Source organism: Eggerthella sinensis (assembly GCF_003339815.1).
GTDB lineage: Bacteria > Actinomycetota > Coriobacteriia > Coriobacteriales > Eggerthellaceae > Eggerthella > Eggerthella sinensis.
Window position 1 is genome coordinate 1 of the sequence record NZ_PPTT01000035.1, and the last position, 18,308, is coordinate 18,308.

An 18,308-nucleotide genomic window follows, 5' to 3' on the forward strand; every position below is an offset into this window, starting at 1 on the left:
GGGGAGAGGGCACCAAGAAGGGGGAGAGGGCGCCGGGAAGGGGGAGAGGCCACCCCCCCGCCAAGGGGCGCTCGCTTACTCCCCAATAAACTCCTCGCCGCGTAGCAGCTCTACCTCGAGCAGGTCGCCTTTCTCCCAGCCGGCTTCGCCGAGCGGGGAGACGCGTTGGGCGTTCGAGGTCATGCAGGCGGCCAGTTCGCCGGCCTTGAAGTTGAGGAAGCGCGCCGTGTACCCCTCGTCGTCGCGGGTGAGGTGCACGCGGCCGATGTTCGCCATCTTCGGGATGCTCGACTTCGCCGCCTCGGCCCGCGCCGTCACCGTGGGGCGCCGGTGCAAGGGGATGCCCAGGAAGCGGGCCGTGATGGCCTGCAGGCACCATTCCGAGCCGAAGTAGGCGGCCATCGTGGGGCCGGGCAGGTCGATCACCGGCTTGCCGTCCACCACCGCCATCATGAGCGGCCGCCCCGGCACGGCGGCGATGTAGTGGTGCACCACCGTCCCGCGCCGCTCGATGAGCCGCACGTTGAAGTCCTCCTCGCCAACGGCGGAGCCGCCGTTCACCACCACGACGTCGGCGGTGGACAGCGCGGCCTCGAAGGCGCGCTCGAGTTCGGCGGGGTCGTCGTGGACGATGGGGAACACGAGGGGCTCGGCGCCGTACTCGATGAGCAGGTGCTTGCACATGAGGCTGTTCGTGTCGACGTTCTGCCCGCGGCGCGGCTTGATGCCGGCGGGCACGAGCTCGCTTCCCGTGGGGATGAACGCGACGCGCGGCTTGCGGCGCACGGGCACCATGGCGACGCCTCCCATGGCAAGGGCGGCCAGGTCGGTGGGGCGCACGATGCTGCCGGCGCTCAGCAGCGGCTCGCCGGCGCGCAGCGTCGAGCCGGCCGCACGCACGCCCGAGCCGGCTTCCACGCGCACGTCGTCGTCGAGCACGACCGAGCCGTCCGGCTGGATGGCCGCCTTCTCTATCATCACCACGGCGTCGAACTCGTCGGGGAAGTCGTCGCCCGTGTCGGCGCGCACGTAGTCGACGCCGAGCCGCCATGCGCTCGTGTCGGGCGGGCCGCTCGCGAACGCGGCGGACTTCACCGCGATGCCATCGAACGACGAGGCGCGCACCACCGGCAACGTGTTCGCCGATACGACGTCGCAGGCAAGCACGCGCCCCACGGCGTCGTCGAGCGTCACGTGCTCGGTGCGCATCGGCGGCTCCCACGCGGCGAAGAAGTCTGCCAGGGCCTCCTCGCGCGACGGGAAGCCGTCCATGATCTTCTCTCCCATATGCATCTCCTTGCTCGGCGGATGTTCTCGATCATATCAAGAAAGCCCGGCACGCGCCGGGCTTTCTTGGGGCTTGCGCACGCGGCGGAGGCTAGGCCTTCGGCTGTGCGTTCGCGGCGATCTCGTTGAACTCGGACTCGCTCAAATCGTAGTGGTAGAACGTCTTGAAGTAGCTCTTCGCCACGTCGTAGATGGAGTCGTCGAACTGGTCGGGGTACAGCAGGCGGGGCAGCCACTGCATGCCCATCACCTGGTTCACCGTCGGAGGGCTGTTGAGCCAGTTCCACGGCGTGCCGGGCACCTCGTAGTAGCTGCCGTTCTTCACGGCGTCCAAATCGGCGAAGGCGGCGTCGGAACCCACCGTGTCGTAGATGCTGCCTTCCGCGAACAGGATGGTCTGCGGGTTCCAGAGGGCCAGCTGCTCCATGCTGATCTCCACGCCGGCGCCGCTGCCCGACACCTCGCCGAGGTCGGCCACGTTGTTGGCCACGAGGTCGACCACCTGGCCCTGGTAGGAGTCCTTCGCGATGGTGTTCGTGCCCTTGTCGCCCAAGAGGTAGGCCACGTTCACGCGCTCGGAGTCGGGGATGTTCTTCATGACGGACACGGTCTTGTCGTAGGCGGCCGTGCAGTAGTCGGACAGCTCCTTGCCGCGGTCCTCCATGCCCAGCAGATCGCCGAGCATCTCGTAGGCCGCACCGTAGTCTTCCATCTTCGTCTCGATGACCACGACGGGGATGCCCAGCTGCTCCTGCATCGTGTCGAGATCCTCGGCGATGCCGTCCTTCAGCTCGCCGGTGTCGATGAGGATCTGCGCGCCGGAGGCGGCCACGGCTTCCTTGTTGAGGTCGCCCTTCGCGCCGAAGGCAGCGCCGGTGACGGGCAGGCTCGCGTAGTCCGCGCCCAGGTACTTCGCCTGGTCATCCGTCAGCTCCTGCGAGATGGTCACCATCTTCTCCGGGGCCATCGTCAGCAGGATCTGCGTGGCGGTGTGGCCGGCCGGCGCGATGCGGTCGATCTGCGCGGGAATCTCGACCGTGCGTCCGGCCGAGTCGGTGAACATGCGCGTCTCGCTCTTCGTCGCCTGATCGGACTGCGCGGACTGCTCGGCGCTCTGGTCCGTGGTCGCTTCCTGCTCCTGCTGCGCGCAACCGCCCAGCGCACATGCCACGCCGAAGCACAGCATGCAGGCGATCAGCAGGCGCGTTGCCCACGTTGTCTTTCGTGCTTTCGTCCCTCCCATGGGGCCTTCCTTTCGTCGTTCTTACTCTTCGAGCCTATCGCTCTATCTCGCGTACGGGCACGCAGACGCGCACCTTGTCGCCATACAGGGAATTGACCTCCACGTCCACGTGGTAGATGGTGCTCACCAGCTCCTTCGTGATGACGTCCTTGGGATCGCCGAAGGCGTGCACGCGGCCCTCGTTGATAACGAGGGTGCGGTCGGAATAGAGAAATGCCTGGTCGGGTTGGTGCGTCGACTGCACGATGGACATGCCCTCGCGCGCCAGCTGCCGCACGGTGGAAAGCACGCGCACGGTGTTGCCGTAGTCCAGCGCGCTCGTGGGCTCGTCCATCACGATGGTGCGCGCGTTCTGCGCGATGGCGCGCGCGATGAGCACGAGCTGCTTCTCGCCGCCCGATATCTGCGTGTAGGGCCGATGCCCCAAGCTTGCGATGCCCACGCGGTCGAGCGCCTCCCATGCGCGGTCGACGTGCTGCTTCTTCGGCGTGCCGAACAGGCCGATGTTGCCGCCCGCGCTCATGAGCACCACGTCGAGCACGTCGTAGTCGTACGTCGACGAGTGCGACTGGGGGATGTAGGCGATCTCGCGCGACCGTTCCCGCACGGACAGGTCGCGCAGGTTCTTGCCGTTCACGGTGATCTCGCCCGTCCAGTTCGCGTTGAGGCACAGGATGCAGCGGAACAGGGTGGACTTGCCCACGCCGTTCGGGCCGAGCACGTTCACCAGCATGTTGTCGGGGATGCTGAAGCTCAGGTCGTGCAGCACCTCGTGGTGCCCGTAGGAGAAGCTCAGGTTCTTCACGTCGATGCTCATAGCTGCTGCTTCCTCCTCGTGATGAGGTACAGGAAGAACGGCGCGCCCACGAACGCGGTCAGGATGCCGATGGGGATCTCGGAGGAGGCCACGAGGCGGGCGATGTCGTCGACGATGAGCAGGAAGCTGGCGCCCATGAGCATGCTGGCGGGCAGCAGTTTGCGGTAGTCGCAGCCGATGACCATGCGCGAGAAGTGGGGGATGACGAGGCCCACCCAGCCGATCATGCCCGATATGGCCACGCTCGAGGCGGTGACCAGCGTGGCGGCCAGGATGACGATGAGGCGCACGCGGCGCGCGTTCACGCCCATGGTGGAGGCTTCGTCGTCGCCCATGGTGAGCACGTTGATGCGCCACCGCAGCGCGAACAGCACCGCGATGCCGGCGGCGATGGGTCCGGCGGCCAGGGCCATGTCGGTCCAGCGTGCGCCGGTGAGGCTGCCCATGAGCCAGTACGTGATGGCGGCCAGCTGGTCGTTGGGGTCGGCGATGAGCTTGGTGAAAGACACGCCGGCCTGGAACAGCGAGCTGACCATGACGCCGGCCAGCACGACGATGAGCAGGTGGTTGCCGCGCGCCCGCGTGCCGATGAGCAGCACGAGCAGCACCGCCGCGATGGAGAACAGGAAGGCCGAAGCGGAGACGGCGAACGACCCCAACCCCAGCAGGATGGCGCACGCGGCGCCGAACGCCGCGCCTTGGGACGCGCCCAGGATGTCGGGCGAGACGAGCGGGTTTTGGAAGGTGCCCTGGTAGGCGGCGCCGGCCGTTGTCAGGCTGCATCCCACCATGATGGCCAGCACGATGCGCGGCAGGCGCACCTGGAAGAAGAGCGTCTCCTGCTGCGATGTCCAGAAGGGATCGATGGGCACCACGAGGTTGGCCAGCATGCCCACGGCTTCGACGGGCGTGATGGGGTAGCGGCCGAGCATGAGCGAGGCCAGCGTGCTTGCTACCAGCAGCACGCCGAGCGCGACGAGGATGAGGTTCGCGTGGCGCGCGTTGCGCTGGGAGGCGCAGCGAGCAGCGCTCTCGTCATCCGACCGAAGGGGCGCCCCTTCGGTCCCTCCGGCGCTTGCAGCGCCGGAGGGACCGCTTACCACCTGATCTAAGGTCTCTTCAATAGCTTCGATTGTTCTCGTCCCCCATGATTACCAAACAAGGATAATGCTGGGAGCAATATATACTAAATCTGAATTATTATCAATCTAGCATAATAAAAGACAAGCGATCAGCTTTGGGTTAGGCACGGGCGATGGAGGTCATCTGCAGCGCTTCGCCGAAGAACTGGCCGGCGCCGTTCATCACGGCGAAACGCGCCTTCTCCGGGTCGGCCACGACGCTGCCGGCCAGCATGTCGGCGCCCTGCTCGAACAGGTACGGCGTCATGACCACGCTCGGGCCCACGAACACGGTGGTCGCCCGCTTCGCGAGCTCGAGCAGGCGCGGCGCGGTCTTGTTGATGATGGTGACGCCGGTGATGAAGGCGTAGTCGGCGGAGGGCAGCACGTATTCGCAGGCGGGATCGGGCGTGTCGAGCTCCTGGGTGCAGTTTCGCTCGAGCACCGTGAGGTTCGCGTACTCGGCGATGCGGTGGACATGGGGGAAGTGGCCGATCACCGTGACGTTCTTGCGTTCCGCCCGCTCGATGCGCGGGCGCCACATCTCGAAGGCGTCCATCTTGCGCACGGTGCCGTCGGGCAACTCGACGGGCTCGTCATAGGTCGCTCCGAGGGGGTCGAGCAGCTCCTTGCGCGCGTAGAAGGCGTTGAGGGCCGCCACGCCGAGCGTGGCCTCTTCGAAGCACCACGACTTCGCCAACTGAGCCATCGTCCGCAGCGACGTGCCGCGCAGGTCCTGCTTGTACGTGCGCTTCGCGCCGCCTTTGCACGTGAAGCTCACGCCCATGCCGCAGTCGGCCTCGACGTAGGACCAGTGCGTGCCCAAGCAGTAGTCGCGCACGGCGAGATCCTCGGGAATGCCCTCGATGAGGTGGTTGTAGAGCGCCCACGGCGAGGCGGGGTCGTGCGTGCCGGGGAAGTCGATGACGGCGGTTTCGGGGCGGGCCATGGTAACCTTCTCTCCTTGGGGCGGCGCGCGTCCGGTGCGCCGCGGCTCTTCGGTATGCGGTAGAGTATAATATACGTTCGAGAATAAACAACCTGCGCAAGGGGAAGGGTGGGGCATCGCGATGCTGTTCCTGCTGACGGGAGACGTGCAAATAGGCAAGACGCGCTGGCTCGAGCGCCTGGCTGCGGAATTGGCCGCCGAGGGCGTGACGGTGGCCGGCGTGGTGGCGCCCGGCGTGTGGCGGGCGGACGGTGCGGGGTCGTTCGAGAAGCTCGGCATCGACAACGTGCTGCTGCCGCAGGGCGAGCGGGTGCCGTTCGCCCGCCGCCGCGACCTGGCGATGGCCGAGGGAACGTTCGACCCGACGAGCCAAAGCGCCGCCGCGCAGCTTGCATGGGAGATCTCCGACGACGCGATAGCGGAGGTCAACCGTCACTTCGATGCGATCATGCGAACGGATGTTTCACGTGAAACATCCGGGGGACCGGGAGATGCGGGAGAGGCGTCCGGCGCCTTTCGCGGGCTGGCGGTGGTCGACGAGCTGGGACGGCTCGAGCTCATGCGCGACTGTGGTTTGACCTCGGCCGTCGCGCTGCTCGACGCGGGCCCGACGGCGCGCCTCCCCCATGCGCTCGCGGTGGTGCGCGACTGGCTGCTGCCGAACGCCGAGGCGCGCTTCGCCGCCCGCTGGGGCGGCGCGCAGGTCCTCGCGCCCGGCGACGATGCCCGCGCCCTCGTGCGTGCGGCCTACGGGTTGGACCGGTGAGGGGCGCGCACCTTCGCGCACGCTTTCCCCACCCCGGGCTTCTTGACCCTTGCTTTCCTTATTGATAATCATTATCATTATTGATAAGGAAACCGAGAGAGCAGGGAAAGGCACCCATATGATCGATCAGACCGCGTTCTTCAGCTTGAGCTACGGGCTCTACATCGTTGCCGCGACGGACGGCGAGCGCAAAGCAGCCTGCGTCGCCAACACGTTTCAGCAGGTCACGTCCTCGCCGCTGCAGGTGAGCGTGGCGCTGAACAAGGAGAACGCCACCACGGACGTCATCCTCGACTCCGGTCGCTTCACGGTGTCGTGCCTGGCGAAGGACGCGACGATGGAACTCATCGGCACGTTCGGGTTCCACAGCAGCGCCGACACCGACAAGTTCGCCGCATGCGAGGCGCGCGCCGACGCGGCGGGCGTGCCGTTCGTGGCCGAGCAGTGCGTCGCGCGCTTCTCCGTGCGCGTCACGCAGGCCGTGAACCTCGGCACGCACATCCTCTACATCGGCGAGGTGGAGGAGGCGGAGAAGGTGTGCTCGGGCGATCCCATGACCTACGCCTACTATCACCAGGTGAAGGGCGGCAAGACGCCGCCGAAGGCCTCGAGCTACCTGCCCGACGCGCCCGACCCGGCGCCGGCGACGGCCGCGTCTGCAACCGACGGCGAGAAGGCCGCGCCGAAGTACGCATGGCGCTGCAAGGTGTGCGGCCACATCGAGTACGGCGACGAGCTGCCCGACGATTTCATCTGCCCCGTCTGCAGCGTTGCCCCCGACATGTTCGAGCGCATCGAACTCTAGGAGCGCCCTGTTCCCTGCATGCGAAAGCGGCCCCGAACCATCAGGTTCGGGGCCGCTGCGCGTTACTTGTTCCAGGCGAGGAAGGCCCAGGTGACGGTGCGGGGCTCTTTGAGGCGCAGCGCCTTCTCGGGCAGGCCCTTCTTGTCGAGCTGCCCCACGTGCTCGTTGGACACGAGGTTGTCGGCGAGCCAGGCGCGCAGGCGGACGAACGCCGCGGCGCGCTCATCCTCGCCGATGAACGTCGCGGTGGCGTCGTTCACCATGCGGGTGAACACGCCGTAGGCATCGTCGGCGGAGTCGAACGTGTCGGTACGCGTGCTGTCGATGTAGGCCACCTCGGGACGCAGCCCCTCGTTCGCCAGGATGTTGAAGGCGTAGAGGTGGTCGCGGCCGAGCACGCTGTGCAGGCCGATGGCGTTGAGGATGCGCTCGTCGGTGCGCGGGGACGTGCCCGTGGCAAGCGTGACGCACACGCGGCGGCGCGCCACGTCGGTGAGGCGCAGCAGCGAGTCTCGGAGATCGGCCGTCGCCACCGAGCGCGAGGCCACGGCAACGTCCACCATGCCGGGGCGCACGCCGAAGCTGGGCCAATCGTCCTCCCAGCTCATCTGCTTGGGGAACACGGAGCGGACGCCTTCCTGGTCGAGCGCCGCCTGCAGCTGGTCCAGCATGCCGCGCGAGAAGTCGGCGGCCACCACCTTGATGCTGCGCTTGCCGAGCGGCACCGACAGCGCGCCCGTGCCGCAGCCCATGTCGAACACCGTTTCGCCGGGCTCGATGCCGGCCAGTTCGAGGAACCGTTCGACGTAGGGGTTCGGCGCGTCCTTCGTGGAAAACGTGGCCGAGCGCTTGTCCCAGTAATCGGCGTCGTCGAATCGACGTCGTGCCTGTTGAAGCTGCTTCCACTCGTCGTTCCAGTCGCGGGTGGTCAGCTGCGGAACGAAGGGTTCGGGCGTGTTGTTTTCGGGCATGGGCGCGCCTCTCGCTTTGCGGGTTGTCGGCTTCGGGTACTATACTAGCGAACTACAACGCCCTTGTGCGCGCGATCCGCCGAATTTATCTCGAAGCGAGGAGCATCCATCCCATGCAAGTTGAACTGCTGTACCACACGCCCGATCCCGAGCGCGCCATCGCCACGGCGGCGCGCCTGTGCTATGCGCCCGTCGGCGCGTCCGAGCTCATGGAGACCATGCCCGAAGAGCGCGTGAAGAGCGTGCTGTCCACCATCATGAGCAGCGGCCACTTCTCCACGCTCGAGCACGCCAGCTACACGTTCGCCGTCGACGGCGTGTCGCGCGCGCTCACGCACCAGCTGGTGCGCCACCGCATCGCCAGCTTCAACCAGCAGAGCCAGCGCTACGTGAAGTTCACGAACGGCCTGGCCACGGTGAAGCCCGAGAGCATCGCGGCGGACGAGGAGACGAACGCGGTGTTCGACGAGGCCATCGAGGCCGCCATCGCCGCCTACGAGAAGCTGCTGGCCGCCGGCGTGCCCGCCGAGGACGCACGCTACCTGCTGCCGAACGCGGCCGAGACGAAAATCGTCATCACCATGAACGTGCGCGAGCTGCTGCACTTCTTCTCCCTGCGCTGCTGCAACCGCGCGCAGTGGGAGATTCGCGACATGGCGCACCGCATGCTTGAGTTGGCGTTGCCTACAGCGCCGTTCATCTTCATGGACGCCGGCGCGCCGTGCATCCGCGGGAACTGCCCCGAGGGGAAGATGACCTGCGGCAACCCGTATCCGCGCGTGAAGAGGGACTAACATGGCCGAGCAGAAGAGCGACCTGTCGCGCGCGTTCTCCGAGGACGGCGCGCTGAAAACCCACGTCGGCGGCCAGGCGCTCATCGAGGGCATCATGATGCGCGGCAAGTACAACTGGTCGGTGGCCGTTCGCGAGCCGAGCGGCGGCATCTACGTGGAAGAGCACGATCTGGCCTCGGGCCGCAACAAGAACGGCTGGATGCACTGGCCCCTCGTGCGCGGCTGCCGCGCACTGGTGGAGTCGCTCGTGCTGGGGTACAAAGCGCTTGAGATCGCGGCCATGCACGCATTCGGGGAAGAAGATGCAGCCGACGAACCGGTGCCCCGTTCCGTTGCCGCTGGCGAACTGGTGCCCCATCCCATTGAGGCTGACGAACCTGCGTCCCATCCCAGTGCGCCCGCTGATGGGCTTGCTGGTGACGGGAGTTCCTCCGCGGGCGCAAGGAGTGGGGGCGCTGGTTGCGGGGATGGGGATGCGGCCTCTTCTCCCTCCTTCTCCTGGAAGGACGACTTCGGGCGTCCCGACACCATGATCGATGCGCTTGGGGCGCAGCGCAGCCTCGAGGTGGTCGACGAGCCCGAATCTCAGCCCGAGAAGAAGTCCTTCATGGACGAGGAAGTGGAGTTCGGCAAGAAGGAGATGGCCGTTTCCATGGTGCTCGGCCTCGTGCTGGGCGTGGTGCTGTTCATCGTGGCGCCGGCGTTCATCACGAACCTCATCGTGGGCGAGTACGACTCCAACACGGTGCTGTGGAACATCGTGGACGGCCTTCTGCGCGTGGGCGTGTTCGTGTTCTACCTCTGGCTCATCGGGCGGATGCAGGAGATCAAGCGCATGTTCGGCTATCACGGCGCCGAGCACAAGACCATCCACTGCTACGAGCACGGGCTTCCCCTCACGCCGGAGAACGCGCGCAGCTTCCCGCGCCTGCACGTGCGCTGCGGCACGGCGTTCCTCATCATGGTCATGGTCATCGCCATCTTCGTGTACACCATCACGCCCTTGAACGGGCTCATCGCGGCATGGGGCGTGCCCGACGGCGCGCCGAAGCTGCTGCTCGTCATCGTCGTGCGCATCCTGCTCATGCCCATCATCGCCGGCATCTCGTACGAGATCACGGTGAAGTGGGCCGGCAGCCATCCCGACAACCCGCTGGTCAAAGTGGTGCTGTGGCCCGGCATGCAAATGCAGTACCTCACCACGAACGAGCCCGACGACGGGCAGATCGAGTGCGCCATCGCCGCCATGCAGAAGGTGCTCGAGCGCGAGGAAGCCGAGGACGCGAAGGCGAAAGCGGGCTCGAACGCGCCGGCGAACGCGAGCGCGAACGACGCCGTGGAAGAGCCGGCTTCGGCAACCGCCTAATCGGGGCAAGCGAAAAACGCTTGCCCCCCCCCCCCCTCACTGTTATACTCAAGCGGAATCGTTCCCGTTTCGACTCAGAGAGGTGCTTCCGTTGGAATCAGCCATATCCGCACAAGGGTTGCGGAAGACGTTCAACTTGTCCGCGAAGCAGCGCAAGGTGGAGCACACCGACACGCGCGTGAAGGTGGCCGTCGACAATCTGTCGTTCGACGTCGCGCCCGGCGAGATCTACGGGCTGCTCGGCCCGAACGGCGCCGGTAAAACCACCACGCTGCGCCTGTTGGCCGCGCTCGTGAAGCCCGACGAGGGCGACGCGCTCATCGAGGGCGCCTCCATCGTGTCCGACCCCACGCGCGTGCGGAGCCTCATCGGCTTCCTCACGAGCGAGCTCAAGCTGGAGGACGTCTTCTCGCCCGACTACCTGTTCGACTTCTTCTCCGAGCTGCACCATGTCGATCACGCTGTGCGCGACGAGCGCAAGCGCGCGCTGTTCGAGCGCTTCGGCATCGACCGCTTCGCCCACACGAAGGTGGCCGACCTGTCCACCGGCATGAAGCAGAAGACGTCGCTCGCGGTGTCGCTCGTGCACGACCCCGACGTCATCATCTTCGACGAGCCCACGAACGGCCTCGACGTGCTCACGGCGAAGACCGTCACCGACTTTTTGCTCGAGCTGGCCGCCGAGGGCAAGACGGTGCTCCTGTCCACCCATATCTTCAGCCTCGTGGAGAAGGTGTGCGACCGCGTGGGCATCATCATCGACGGCCGCATGGTGGCCTGCGGAACTCTGTCCGAAGTGGCGGGGGAGCGCACGCTCGAGGACGCGTTCTTCGACCTGTACGCGGCGTGTGTGGGTGAGGCCTCATGAGCGGCGGCAAGAGCAGCGCCATCACCATCGCGCGCAAGGAGCTCGCGCGCTTCTTCAGCAACAAGACGTCGGCGTTCATCTCCATCGTGCTTCCGGGCCTGCTCATCTTCTTCATGTGGACGTTCATGGGCGACGCGATGGGCGGCATGTTCAAGCCGGACATGAGCAAGACCCCCGTCGTGGCCGTGGTGAACGCGCCCGACAGCGTGAAGGCGCTCGCGGGCGACTCCGTCGTCAAGGTGGTGGACGAGGGCGCGCTGCCGAGCGCCGAGGAGATGCGCGAGCGCATCGAGCGGGGCGACGTCCAGGCATTCGCCGTGTTCCCCGAGGGCTTCGACGAGGAAGTGGCCGTCTACGATCCCGCGTCGGGAACGCCGGCGCCGCAGGTGGCGATCTACTTCAACTCCGTCGACCCCGATTCCTCGCAGGCGTACGCCACGTTCAAGAACCTGCTCGACGCCTACGAGTCGTCGCTGTCGAACCGCTTCGACGTGAACGCGGGGCAGGGCAGCTACGACGTGGCCGAGGAGCGCGACATCGCGGGCACGTTCGTGGTGTCCATCGTGCCGTTGCTGCTGCTCATCCTCGTATTCACCAGCGTCATGTCCATCGCCGCCGAGTCGGTGGCGGGCGAGAAGGAGCGCGGCACCATGGCCACGCTGCTGGCCACGCCCATCAACCGCCGCGACATCGCGCTGGGCAAGGTGCTGGCCATCACGCTCATCGGCCTGCTCATCGCCACGTCGAGCGCCATCGGCATCTTCGCGGGGCTTCCCAGCATCATGCAGGGCGCCGTGGACATCAACGTGTACGGCGCAACCGAGTACCTGCTGCTCGCGCTCGTCATCCTGTCGACGACGCTGCTCATCGTGATGCTCGTCACCATCGTGTCGACGTTGGCGAAGTCGGTGAAGGAGGCCACCATGTTCCTCACGCCGCTCATGATCGTGGTCATGCTCGTGGGCATTCTGGGCATGTTCGGCGGCGCGAGCGACGAGGTGGCGTACTACTTCATCCCGCTGTACAACGCCGTGCAGTGCATGATCGGCATCTTCTCGTTCGACTTCCAGCCGGTGAACGTGGTGGTGTGCGTGCTGAGCAACCTCGCGTACACGGCCCTCGGCGTGGCCGTGCTGCAGCGCATGTTCAACAGCGAGCGCCTCATGTTCGCCCGCTAGCCGATCCGAGCGCCCCGTGCCGAAAGGTGCGGGGCGCTTTGCCGATTTCGCGCGGAACGAGCCCGCTTTCGCTCTTGTCAAGCTCCCGTAACCTCCCTGCCATCTGGCACGATGACGTGCATGCTAGACTGAACGACGCATTCCATCACCAAACGAAGACCGCGGCGCCCCACCGAGATCGCGGCCTAGAAGCATACGGGAGGCGTCAAGCGTGGCTAACGCGATCACGGTTACGGATATCCGCAAGAACTTCGGCGCGGTCGAGGCGCTCAAGGGCGTGTCGCTCGACGTGGCCGAAGGCGAGAAGGTCGTCGTCATCGGGCCGTCCGGCTCGGGCAAGAGCGTGCTCATCCGCTGCATCAACGGCCTGGAAGTGCCCGACTCGGGCACGGTCGTGGTGGAGGGGATGAACCTGGCCGACCGCAAGGTGAACGCCCGCGCGCTCGCCCGCGACGTGGCCATGGTGTTCCAGAGCTACAACCTCTACCCCCACAAAACCGTTCTGGAGAACGTCACGCTGGCGCCCATCAGGGTGCTGAAGGTGGCGCGCGACCAAGCTGAACGCGACGGGCGCGCCTACCTCGAGCGCGTGGGGCTCTCCGACAAGGTGGACAAGTACCCCGATCAGCTTTCCGGCGGTCAGCAGCAGCGCGTGGCCATCGCCCGCGCCCTCAACATGCACCCGAAGATCATGCTGCTCGACGAGCCCACGAGCGCGCTCGACCCCGAGATGGTGCAGGAGGTGCTCGACGTCATCAAGTCGCTCGCCGAGACGAACATGACCATCGTCATGGTCACCCACGAGATGGGCCTGGCCCGCGAGGCGGCCGACAAGGTCGTGTTCATGGAGAACGGCCTGGTGGTGGACCAGGGCACGCCCCATTATCTGTTCGACGAAACCGACAACGCTCGCGTCAAGAGCTTCCTGTCGAAGATCCTGTAGGCCATGATGAGCAGGATGAAAGAGATAACAGGTGGCACGTGCACGGCGGCGAGCCTCGCTTGCGAACCTGCGCGCCCCCTTCCTTGCGCCGCGCGAACGACGGGTGGACCGGTGACGGTCCTCGCGACGCAAAGAGAAGAGGTGCGGACGCAAAGGGGAGGAATGCGGACGCAAGGGGAAGAGGTGCGGACGCAAACGCAAGGGGCGGAATCCAACCTGCAAACGACAGGCTCCAACTCGCGCTCCTCCTCCCTCTCGCGACGTTCGTTTGTGCGCATTGCGGGGCTTGCCGGGATCACGCTTGCGCTCGGCGGGGGGCTGGCGGGGTGCGCGCCCGATCCTAACGTGCTGCGCGTGGGCACGAAGATCGACGTGCCCGGCTTCGGCTTCCAGAACCCCGAGACGGGCAACATCGAGGGCATGGAGGTGGACATCGCGCGCGAGCTGGCGAAACGCATCAAGGGCGACCCGAACGCGCTCCAGGTCACCGGCGTGAACGTCACTACGCGCGGCGCCATGCTTGACAACGGCACGCTCGACGCCACCCTGGCCACGTTCACCATCACCGAGGCGCGCAAGAAGAGCTACAACTTCTCGCGCCCGTACTACACCGACCACATCGGCGTGCTCGTGAAGAAGTCCTCGGGCATCACCGAACTCAAAGACCTCGACGGCAAAACCGTGGGCGTGGCGCTGTCGGCCACGACGCGCGACAAGCTGACGGCGGCCGGCGACGAGATCGGCATCACTATGAAGTTCGCCGAATACTCGACGTATCCCGAGATCAAGATCGCGCTCGTCACGGGGCGCGTCGACGCGTTCTCGGTGGACCGCTCCATCCTCAACGGCTACGTGGACAACTCCACCATGCTGCTGAACGCGCAGTTCGCGCCGCAGGAATACGGCGTGGCCACCAAGAAGTCCAACACCGAGCTGGCCGATCAGGTGGACGCCGCCATCGGCGCCATGCAGGACGACGGCACCCTGACCGCGCTGCAGCAGCGGTGGGGGCTCGTGGACGAGACGGCGTCCGACGACGGCAAGGGAGGCGAGTAGCATGCTGGAAATCTTCGCCCCCTACAAGTGGGAAGCGCTGTTCGAGCGCTGGCCCGACATCCTCACGGCGTTCGGCACCACCGTGGGCATCTCGGTGCTCGCGCTCATCATCGCGCTGGCGCTCGGCATCGTGTTCGGCGTGCTGTCGGTGTCGCGCATGCCCGTGCTGCGCGGCATCACCCGCGTGTACGTCGAAGTCGTGCAGAACGTGCCGCTGTTGCTGCAGGTGTTCGTGTTCTACGCCATCTTCCCGCTGCTCGGCCTGTCGCTGGCGGCGTTTTGGATCGGCGTGCTGGCCATCGGCATCTACCACGGCGGCTACATCTCCGAGGTGGTGCGCTCGGGCATCGGCTCCATCCACCGCGGGCAGTTCGAGGCGGCGAAAAGCCAGGGCTTCTCGTACTGGCAGTCGATGTTCATCATCATCTTGCCCCAGGCCATCCGCATCATCATGCCGCCGCTTGCCGTGCAGGCCGCCAACTTGGTGAAGAACACGTCGGTACTCGCGCTCATCGCGGGCGGCGAGCTCATGTACTTCTCGAACTCGTTCGCCGGCGCGACGAGCTACTACGGCCCCGTGTACGTGGTGGCCGCCCTGCTGTACTTCGTCATCTGCTTCCCGCTGTCGCGCCTCGCGCTGTACCTTGAGCGACGCACCCGCTCGCACAAGCACATCACCACGGGCGATGCGACCGACGAGCTGGCCGAGGACGCCATGGAAGTCACGCCGGGCACGCACGACATCACCGGCCGCGCGGCGGCCGACACGATGGCCGGCGGCGTGCAAACCATGTACGGCACCGTGGACATCGCCCCGGCGCGCGTGGCTCCCTCGCCGCGCCACCCGCTGCACACGTTGGCCGAAGACGCGCTCGAGCCGGGCGTGGCGCCGGAGAACCCCTACGACCAGACGTTCACCGGCAATCAGGCCGCCGAGATCGCCGACGAGATCGGGCGCGAGATCGCCCAGGAGATCGCCGACGAGTACGGCGACGAGGAGCACGCCGCCCGCGCCATGCGCACGAAGTCGGGACGCGTGAAGGCGCACCGTCGCCTCGAGCGCCGTGTTGCTGCGCGCCGCGGCGTGGAGAGTTCCCGCGATGAAATGGGGGCGGCCGTGCCCACGACGCCGAGCGCCGCCGCCGAAGGCGCGCGCGACGAGCAGGCGCGCCGTCGTTCCCCCGAGGCCGACGAGGCGCTGGCCTCGCGCGCCGAAACGGTAACAAGCGATCGTATTACGAGCGACGTCCGACGTCGCGTGGACGCGGGTGCGCAGGCGCAAGCCGAGCGCGAGCGCGTACGCGACCGGGCGGAGCTTGGAGAGGAGGCCTTTATGGACAACGACTACCTTCCGGGCGAGCTGGAGCAGTCCGACGAGCGCGTCGCCCAGGTGCGCGCACCGCACGACGAAGCCGATTTCGACGCCGAGGCGACCGACGCCGTGCAGCGCGAGGATCGTCGCGAGCAGCGCGAAGAGCGCCGCGAGGAACATCGGGAGGAGCGCCGCGAGCGTCGCGAAGCGCGCGAGAAGGCCGACCAGACGGGCGGCCCGCAAACCGTCGAGCCCGACGACGTGCGCCTCGACCAGGAAGCGGACGTCGCGGTGGAGGATGCCGAAGAGGCGGCCGAGACCGACGAGCGCTCCATGGACGTCGAGCGGGGCGAGCTCGCCGACGGCGAAGAAGCCGCCACTACCGACGAAGGGCGAGAGGACCGCTGATGAGCGACATCGCCGCCTTGTTCACCTGGGTCAACATGCGCTTCCTGCTGCAGGGGCTCGGCATGACGCTGCTCATCTCGGCGCTGGCCATCCTCTGCTCGGTGGTGCTGGGCACGGTGATCTCGGTCATGCGCACGTCGCACAACCGCCTGCTGCGCGGCATCGCCACGGTGTACATCGAGATATTCAAGAACACGCCGCTGCTGCTGTGGATCATGTTCACGTTCTTCGTGGCGCAACTGCCTCCCATCGGCGCAGCCGTGCTTGCATTCACGCTGTTCACCAGCGCGAGCGTGGCGGAAATCGTGCGTGGCGGCCTGGCAAGCGTGCCGCACGGGCAGTACGAGGCCGCGAAATCGCAGGGCTTCAGCACCGTGCAGACCTACGCCGTGATCATCTTGCCGCAGGCGCTGCGCAACATGGTGCCCGCGCTGCTGAGCCAGTTCGTGACCACCATCAAGGACACGAGCTACCTGTGGGGCGCCATGGCGCTGCAGGAGCTCATGGGCCGCGGCATGATCCTCATGAACAGCTACAACTCCACCGCGCAAATCTTCGCCATCTTCGGCATCATGGCCGTGATCTACTTCATCGTGTGCTTCACCCTGTCGCAGATCGTGCGCGCCTACCAGCGCCGCTTGAAGGAAGCCCGCGCCAGCTAGGGCCGCACATGCTCGGGGCGCGCGACGCTCGCGGCAAGGCGGCCGACGAACGAGCGCGTCACGCGACGCAGCCGACGGCGGCCCTCGCAGGGCAGCGCGCAGTAGGCGCGCGCCGTCGTTTTCGCGTGCGCGACCAGCCTGAACGGCAGTCCTGCGAGCGTGTCGGCACCCGTTGAGGAGAGGACGGCGAACGCGTCGTCGATGAATCCCCGGCGCTCTTCGAGCGGCAGCTCGGCAAGCCAGGCTTGCAGCTGCGCGGCGGCGCTTGCCGTGCGCGGGCTGAGCGAAGGCGCGGGGACGAATGCGTGCGTGCGCACGTGCCACGTGCCGGGCGGGTGCGCTGCGAGCCCCCAGCCGGACGAGGCGACGATGCGGCAGGAGGCCGGGTCGGTGAACAGCAGGCCGTAGAAGGACGAACGCGGGATCACTTTGTGCAGGCGGGCTTGCATGCGGCGATACGGCTCGCCTTCGCGGTCGGCCGCCCGCAGTCCGGGGCCGTCGAGGTTGTACACCGTCTCGACGCGTGCGCGCACGTCCGGGTGCGCATGGAGCACCGCGTGCTCGGCGAGCGTCCCGCCTTTCGAATGCCCGCCGACCCGCAGCGGGCCGTCCACGACGCGCGCCGCATCGTGCAGGTAGGCGAGCGCGTCGTGCTGCGAGGGGATGTCCTCCTCGCACAGCATGTCGAAGTCTTCCTTCCATCCCGTGAGCGAGAGGTCGGTGCCGCGGTACGCGACGAAATGCGTGCCGTCCCCGAGGCAAAACGTGGTGGCGGAGAACTGCCGAGCCGGCTCGCCGCGGGCGGAGCGCTCGTCGACGTGCAGGCCGGCGAGGACGGCTCCGTACCGGGCGCTCGCTCCCACGCTCCGGGCGAAGGCGCGATCGACGCGCGGATTCCAGAAGCAGTGATCGCCCTTGAGGGCGTCGAGGTGCCGCTCGCTCAGGATGGCGGAGAGGGGCGTCCAGCGTGGCGCTTCGTCGTGCGCCGGGGCGGCCACGAGGCCCGTCAGCGCGAAGCGGCCGATGTCCGCGAGCACGGCGGCATCGACGTCGCCGAAGGCGAGCTCGTCGAACGAACGCTGCTCGAGCGATGCGGCGCGGGCGAGCGGAAGGCCGGCGCGCATGACGTTACTGCACGTAAGCGAGGTAGGGAAGGTAGGTCTGCGCGCTTTCGGGCACGGCGAGGGTCACCGTTTGGCCGTACGCCTCGACCGAGATGTAACCCGGGTCGTCATAGGTGGTGATGGTGCCGTCGATGCCGGCGGCGCTTCCGTCGATGGTGCCGGTGGCCGAGGCGCTCGCCGGCAGGGGAGCGGCTTGCCATTCGTCGATGTTAAGCTCGTTGATGGCTTGGTCGACCTGGGTTTCCGTCAGCCCGGTTGCCGCGGCGATGGTGGCCTTGTTGTCCTCGAGGGCGCTTTTCGCCTTGTCCTTGAGGCCGGTGGCGTCGATGGCGGCGTTCGTCGCGGCCGCTTTCGCGTCGTTCGCAAGATCGCTCACGGGACCCGCATTCGTGCCCGAGAGCGCGAACACCCCCACGATTCCGACGATGATGAGGGCGATCAGCCCCAGGAACACGCCCAGAACTCGTTTCATGGCACAACCTCCTGTGCTTGGGGTTCGGTCTGTTCGTCGGGACGCCGCCGCTGCTTCATTCGTGGTGCGTGCGAGGCGGAGCGGTGCGGCGATTCGGCGGCTCATCCCTTGCGTCAAGGGTACCCGAGAAGTGCCCGCTTCACAAAACACCCCCAGCATCTCCAAC

At 66.8% G+C, this 18,308-nt stretch carries 18 protein-coding genes; 10 read left to right on the forward strand and 8 right to left on the reverse strand.

From position 1 onward, the window contains the following. Window positions 1-75: 75 nt before the first annotated feature. The 5 genes from C1876_RS15205 to C1876_RS15225 all read right to left on the reverse strand — a co-directional run bounded on the left by C1876_RS15205 (window position 76) and on the right by C1876_RS15225 (window position 5,417). Complete coding sequence (locus C1876_RS15205; RefSeq protein WP_114547575.1) at window positions 76-1,287, reverse strand: molybdopterin molybdotransferase MoeA; 1,212 nt, start codon at window positions 1,285-1,287, stop codon at window positions 76-78. 91 nt (window positions 1,288-1,378) lie between these two features. Then, window positions 1,379-2,530, reverse strand: coding sequence for an ABC transporter substrate-binding protein (locus C1876_RS15210; protein ID WP_114547576.1), 1,152 nt, complete (start codon window positions 2,528-2,530; stop codon window positions 1,379-1,381). Between the two features lie 34 nt (window positions 2,531-2,564). After that, window positions 2,565-3,347: an ABC transporter ATP-binding protein gene (locus tag C1876_RS15215; protein WP_114547577.1), complete on the reverse strand. Its 783-nt coding sequence runs from the start codon at window positions 3,345-3,347 to the stop codon at window positions 2,565-2,567. Next, the gene (locus C1876_RS15220; protein ID WP_114547578.1) at window positions 3,344-4,450 is read right to left on the reverse strand and encodes a FecCD family ABC transporter permease; all 1,107 of its coding nucleotides are present in this window, start codon (window positions 4,448-4,450) and stop codon (window positions 3,344-3,346) included. Before C1876_RS15220 ends, C1876_RS15215 begins: the two co-directional genes overlap by 4 nt. Before the next feature lie 139 nt (window positions 4,451-4,589). Then, window positions 4,590-5,417 carry a DUF364 domain-containing protein gene (locus tag C1876_RS15225; RefSeq protein ID WP_114547579.1) on the reverse strand — a complete coding sequence of 276 codons (828 nt, stop codon included), beginning with the start codon at window positions 5,415-5,417 and terminating at the stop codon, window positions 4,590-4,592. A gap of 121 nt (window positions 5,418-5,538) precedes the next feature. Here C1876_RS15225 and C1876_RS15230 point away from each other — a divergent pair, with 121 nt between their 5' ends. Both C1876_RS15230 and C1876_RS15235 read left to right on the forward strand, forming a co-directional pair. Next, window positions 5,539-6,183 carry a nucleoside-triphosphatase gene (locus tag C1876_RS15230; protein ID WP_114547580.1) on the forward strand — a complete coding sequence of 215 codons (645 nt, stop codon included), beginning with the start codon at window positions 5,539-5,541 and terminating at the stop codon, window positions 6,181-6,183. A 118-nt stretch (window positions 6,184-6,301) separates the two neighbouring features. Then, window positions 6,302-6,988 carry a flavin reductase gene (locus C1876_RS15235; RefSeq protein WP_114547581.1) on the forward strand — a complete coding sequence of 229 codons (687 nt, stop codon included), beginning with the start codon at window positions 6,302-6,304 and terminating at the stop codon, window positions 6,986-6,988. Between the two features lie 62 nt (window positions 6,989-7,050). On the opposite strand, the gene C1876_RS15240 is transcribed toward C1876_RS15235, so the two are convergent. After that, complete coding sequence (locus tag C1876_RS15240) at window positions 7,051-7,959, reverse strand: class I SAM-dependent methyltransferase (protein WP_114547582.1); 909 nt, start codon at window positions 7,957-7,959, stop codon at window positions 7,051-7,053. Between the two features lie 113 nt (window positions 7,960-8,072). On the opposite strand from C1876_RS15240, the gene thyX reads away from it, so the two are divergent. The 8 genes from thyX to C1876_RS15280 all read left to right on the forward strand — a co-directional run bounded on the left by thyX (window position 8,073) and on the right by C1876_RS15280 (window position 16,546). After that, entirely contained in the window at window positions 8,073-8,753 is a 681-nt protein-coding gene (gene thyX / locus C1876_RS15245; protein ID WP_114547583.1) for an FAD-dependent thymidylate synthase, read from the forward strand. A 1-nt stretch (window position 8,754) separates the two neighbouring features. After that, window positions 8,755-10,119, forward strand: a complete 1,365-nt coding sequence (locus C1876_RS15250) for a DUF1385 domain-containing protein (RefSeq protein WP_114547584.1) — start codon at window positions 8,755-8,757, stop codon at window positions 10,117-10,119. 136 nt (window positions 10,120-10,255) lie between these two features. Beyond that, window positions 10,256-10,987, forward strand: a complete 732-nt coding sequence (locus C1876_RS15255) for an ABC transporter ATP-binding protein (RefSeq protein ID WP_244910169.1) — start codon at window positions 10,256-10,258, stop codon at window positions 10,985-10,987. Further along, window positions 10,984-12,165 carry an ABC transporter permease gene (locus C1876_RS15260; protein ID WP_114547586.1) on the forward strand — a complete coding sequence of 394 codons (1,182 nt, stop codon included), beginning with the start codon at window positions 10,984-10,986 and terminating at the stop codon, window positions 12,163-12,165. Before C1876_RS15255 ends, C1876_RS15260 begins: the two co-directional genes overlap by 4 nt. A gap of 211 nt (window positions 12,166-12,376) precedes the next feature. Next, window positions 12,377-13,108, forward strand: coding sequence for an amino acid ABC transporter ATP-binding protein (locus C1876_RS15265; protein ID WP_114547587.1), 732 nt, complete (start codon window positions 12,377-12,379; stop codon window positions 13,106-13,108). A 183-nt stretch (window positions 13,109-13,291) separates the two neighbouring features. Beyond that, on the forward strand, window positions 13,292-14,164 hold the full coding sequence (locus C1876_RS15270; protein ID WP_244910170.1) for a transporter substrate-binding domain-containing protein: 873 nt from the start codon (window positions 13,292-13,294) through the stop codon (window positions 14,162-14,164). 1 nt (window position 14,165) lies between these two features. Then, the gene (locus C1876_RS15275) at window positions 14,166-15,884 is read left to right on the forward strand and encodes an ABC transporter permease subunit (protein WP_114547588.1); all 1,719 of its coding nucleotides are present in this window, start codon (window positions 14,166-14,168) and stop codon (window positions 15,882-15,884) included. Continuing rightward, window positions 15,884-16,546, forward strand: coding sequence for an amino acid ABC transporter permease (locus tag C1876_RS15280; protein ID WP_114547589.1), 663 nt, complete (start codon window positions 15,884-15,886; stop codon window positions 16,544-16,546). The genes C1876_RS15275 and C1876_RS15280 overlap by 1 nt, the downstream gene beginning before the upstream one ends. On the opposite strand, the gene C1876_RS15285 is transcribed toward C1876_RS15280, so the two are convergent. Then, window positions 16,543-17,670, reverse strand: coding sequence for an Mbeg1-like protein (locus C1876_RS15285; protein ID WP_114547590.1), 1,128 nt, complete (start codon window positions 17,668-17,670; stop codon window positions 16,543-16,545). The genes C1876_RS15280 and C1876_RS15285 overlap by 4 nt on opposite strands. A 4-nt stretch (window positions 17,671-17,674) precedes the next feature. Beyond that, complete coding sequence (locus tag C1876_RS15290; protein ID WP_114547591.1) at window positions 17,675-18,142, reverse strand: hypothetical protein; 468 nt, start codon at window positions 18,140-18,142, stop codon at window positions 17,675-17,677. Window positions 18,143-18,308 lie beyond the last annotated feature (166 nt).

Bases quoted from the DNA above. Each gene is read 5' to 3' on its own strand.
- C1876_RS15205 (WP_114547575.1), bottom strand. From the start codon at position 1,287: ATGGGAGAGAAGATCATGGACGGCTTCCCGTCGCGCGAGGAGGCCCTG.
- C1876_RS15210 (WP_114547576.1), bottom strand. From the start codon at position 2,530: ATGGGAGGGACGAAAGCACGAAAGACAACGTGGGCAACGCGCCTGCTG.
- C1876_RS15215 (WP_114547577.1), bottom strand. From the start codon at position 3,347: ATGAGCATCGACGTGAAGAACCTGAGCTTCTCCTACGGGCACCACGAG.
- C1876_RS15225 (WP_114547579.1), bottom strand. From the start codon at position 5,417: ATGGCCCGCCCCGAAACCGCCGTCATCGACTTCCCCGGCACGCACGAC.
- C1876_RS15230 (WP_114547580.1), top strand. From the start codon at position 5,539: ATGCTGTTCCTGCTGACGGGAGACGTGCAAATAGGCAAGACGCGCTGG.
- C1876_RS15235 (WP_114547581.1), top strand. From the start codon at position 6,302: ATGATCGATCAGACCGCGTTCTTCAGCTTGAGCTACGGGCTCTACATC.
- C1876_RS15240 (WP_114547582.1), bottom strand. From the start codon at position 7,959: ATGCCCGAAAACAACACGCCCGAACCCTTCGTTCCGCAGCTGACCACC.
- thyX (WP_114547583.1), top strand. From the start codon at position 8,073: ATGCAAGTTGAACTGCTGTACCACACGCCCGATCCCGAGCGCGCCATC.
- C1876_RS15250 (WP_114547584.1), top strand. From the start codon at position 8,755: ATGGCCGAGCAGAAGAGCGACCTGTCGCGCGCGTTCTCCGAGGACGGC.
- C1876_RS15260 (WP_114547586.1), top strand. From the start codon at position 10,984: ATGAGCGGCGGCAAGAGCAGCGCCATCACCATCGCGCGCAAGGAGCTC.
- C1876_RS15275 (WP_114547588.1), top strand. From the start codon at position 14,166: ATGCTGGAAATCTTCGCCCCCTACAAGTGGGAAGCGCTGTTCGAGCGC.
- C1876_RS15280 (WP_114547589.1), top strand. From the start codon at position 15,884: ATGAGCGACATCGCCGCCTTGTTCACCTGGGTCAACATGCGCTTCCTG.
- C1876_RS15285 (WP_114547590.1), bottom strand. From the start codon at position 17,670: ATGCGCGCCGGCCTTCCGCTCGCCCGCGCCGCATCGCTCGAGCAGCGT.
- C1876_RS15290 (WP_114547591.1), bottom strand. From the start codon at position 18,142: ATGAAACGAGTTCTGGGCGTGTTCCTGGGGCTGATCGCCCTCATCATC.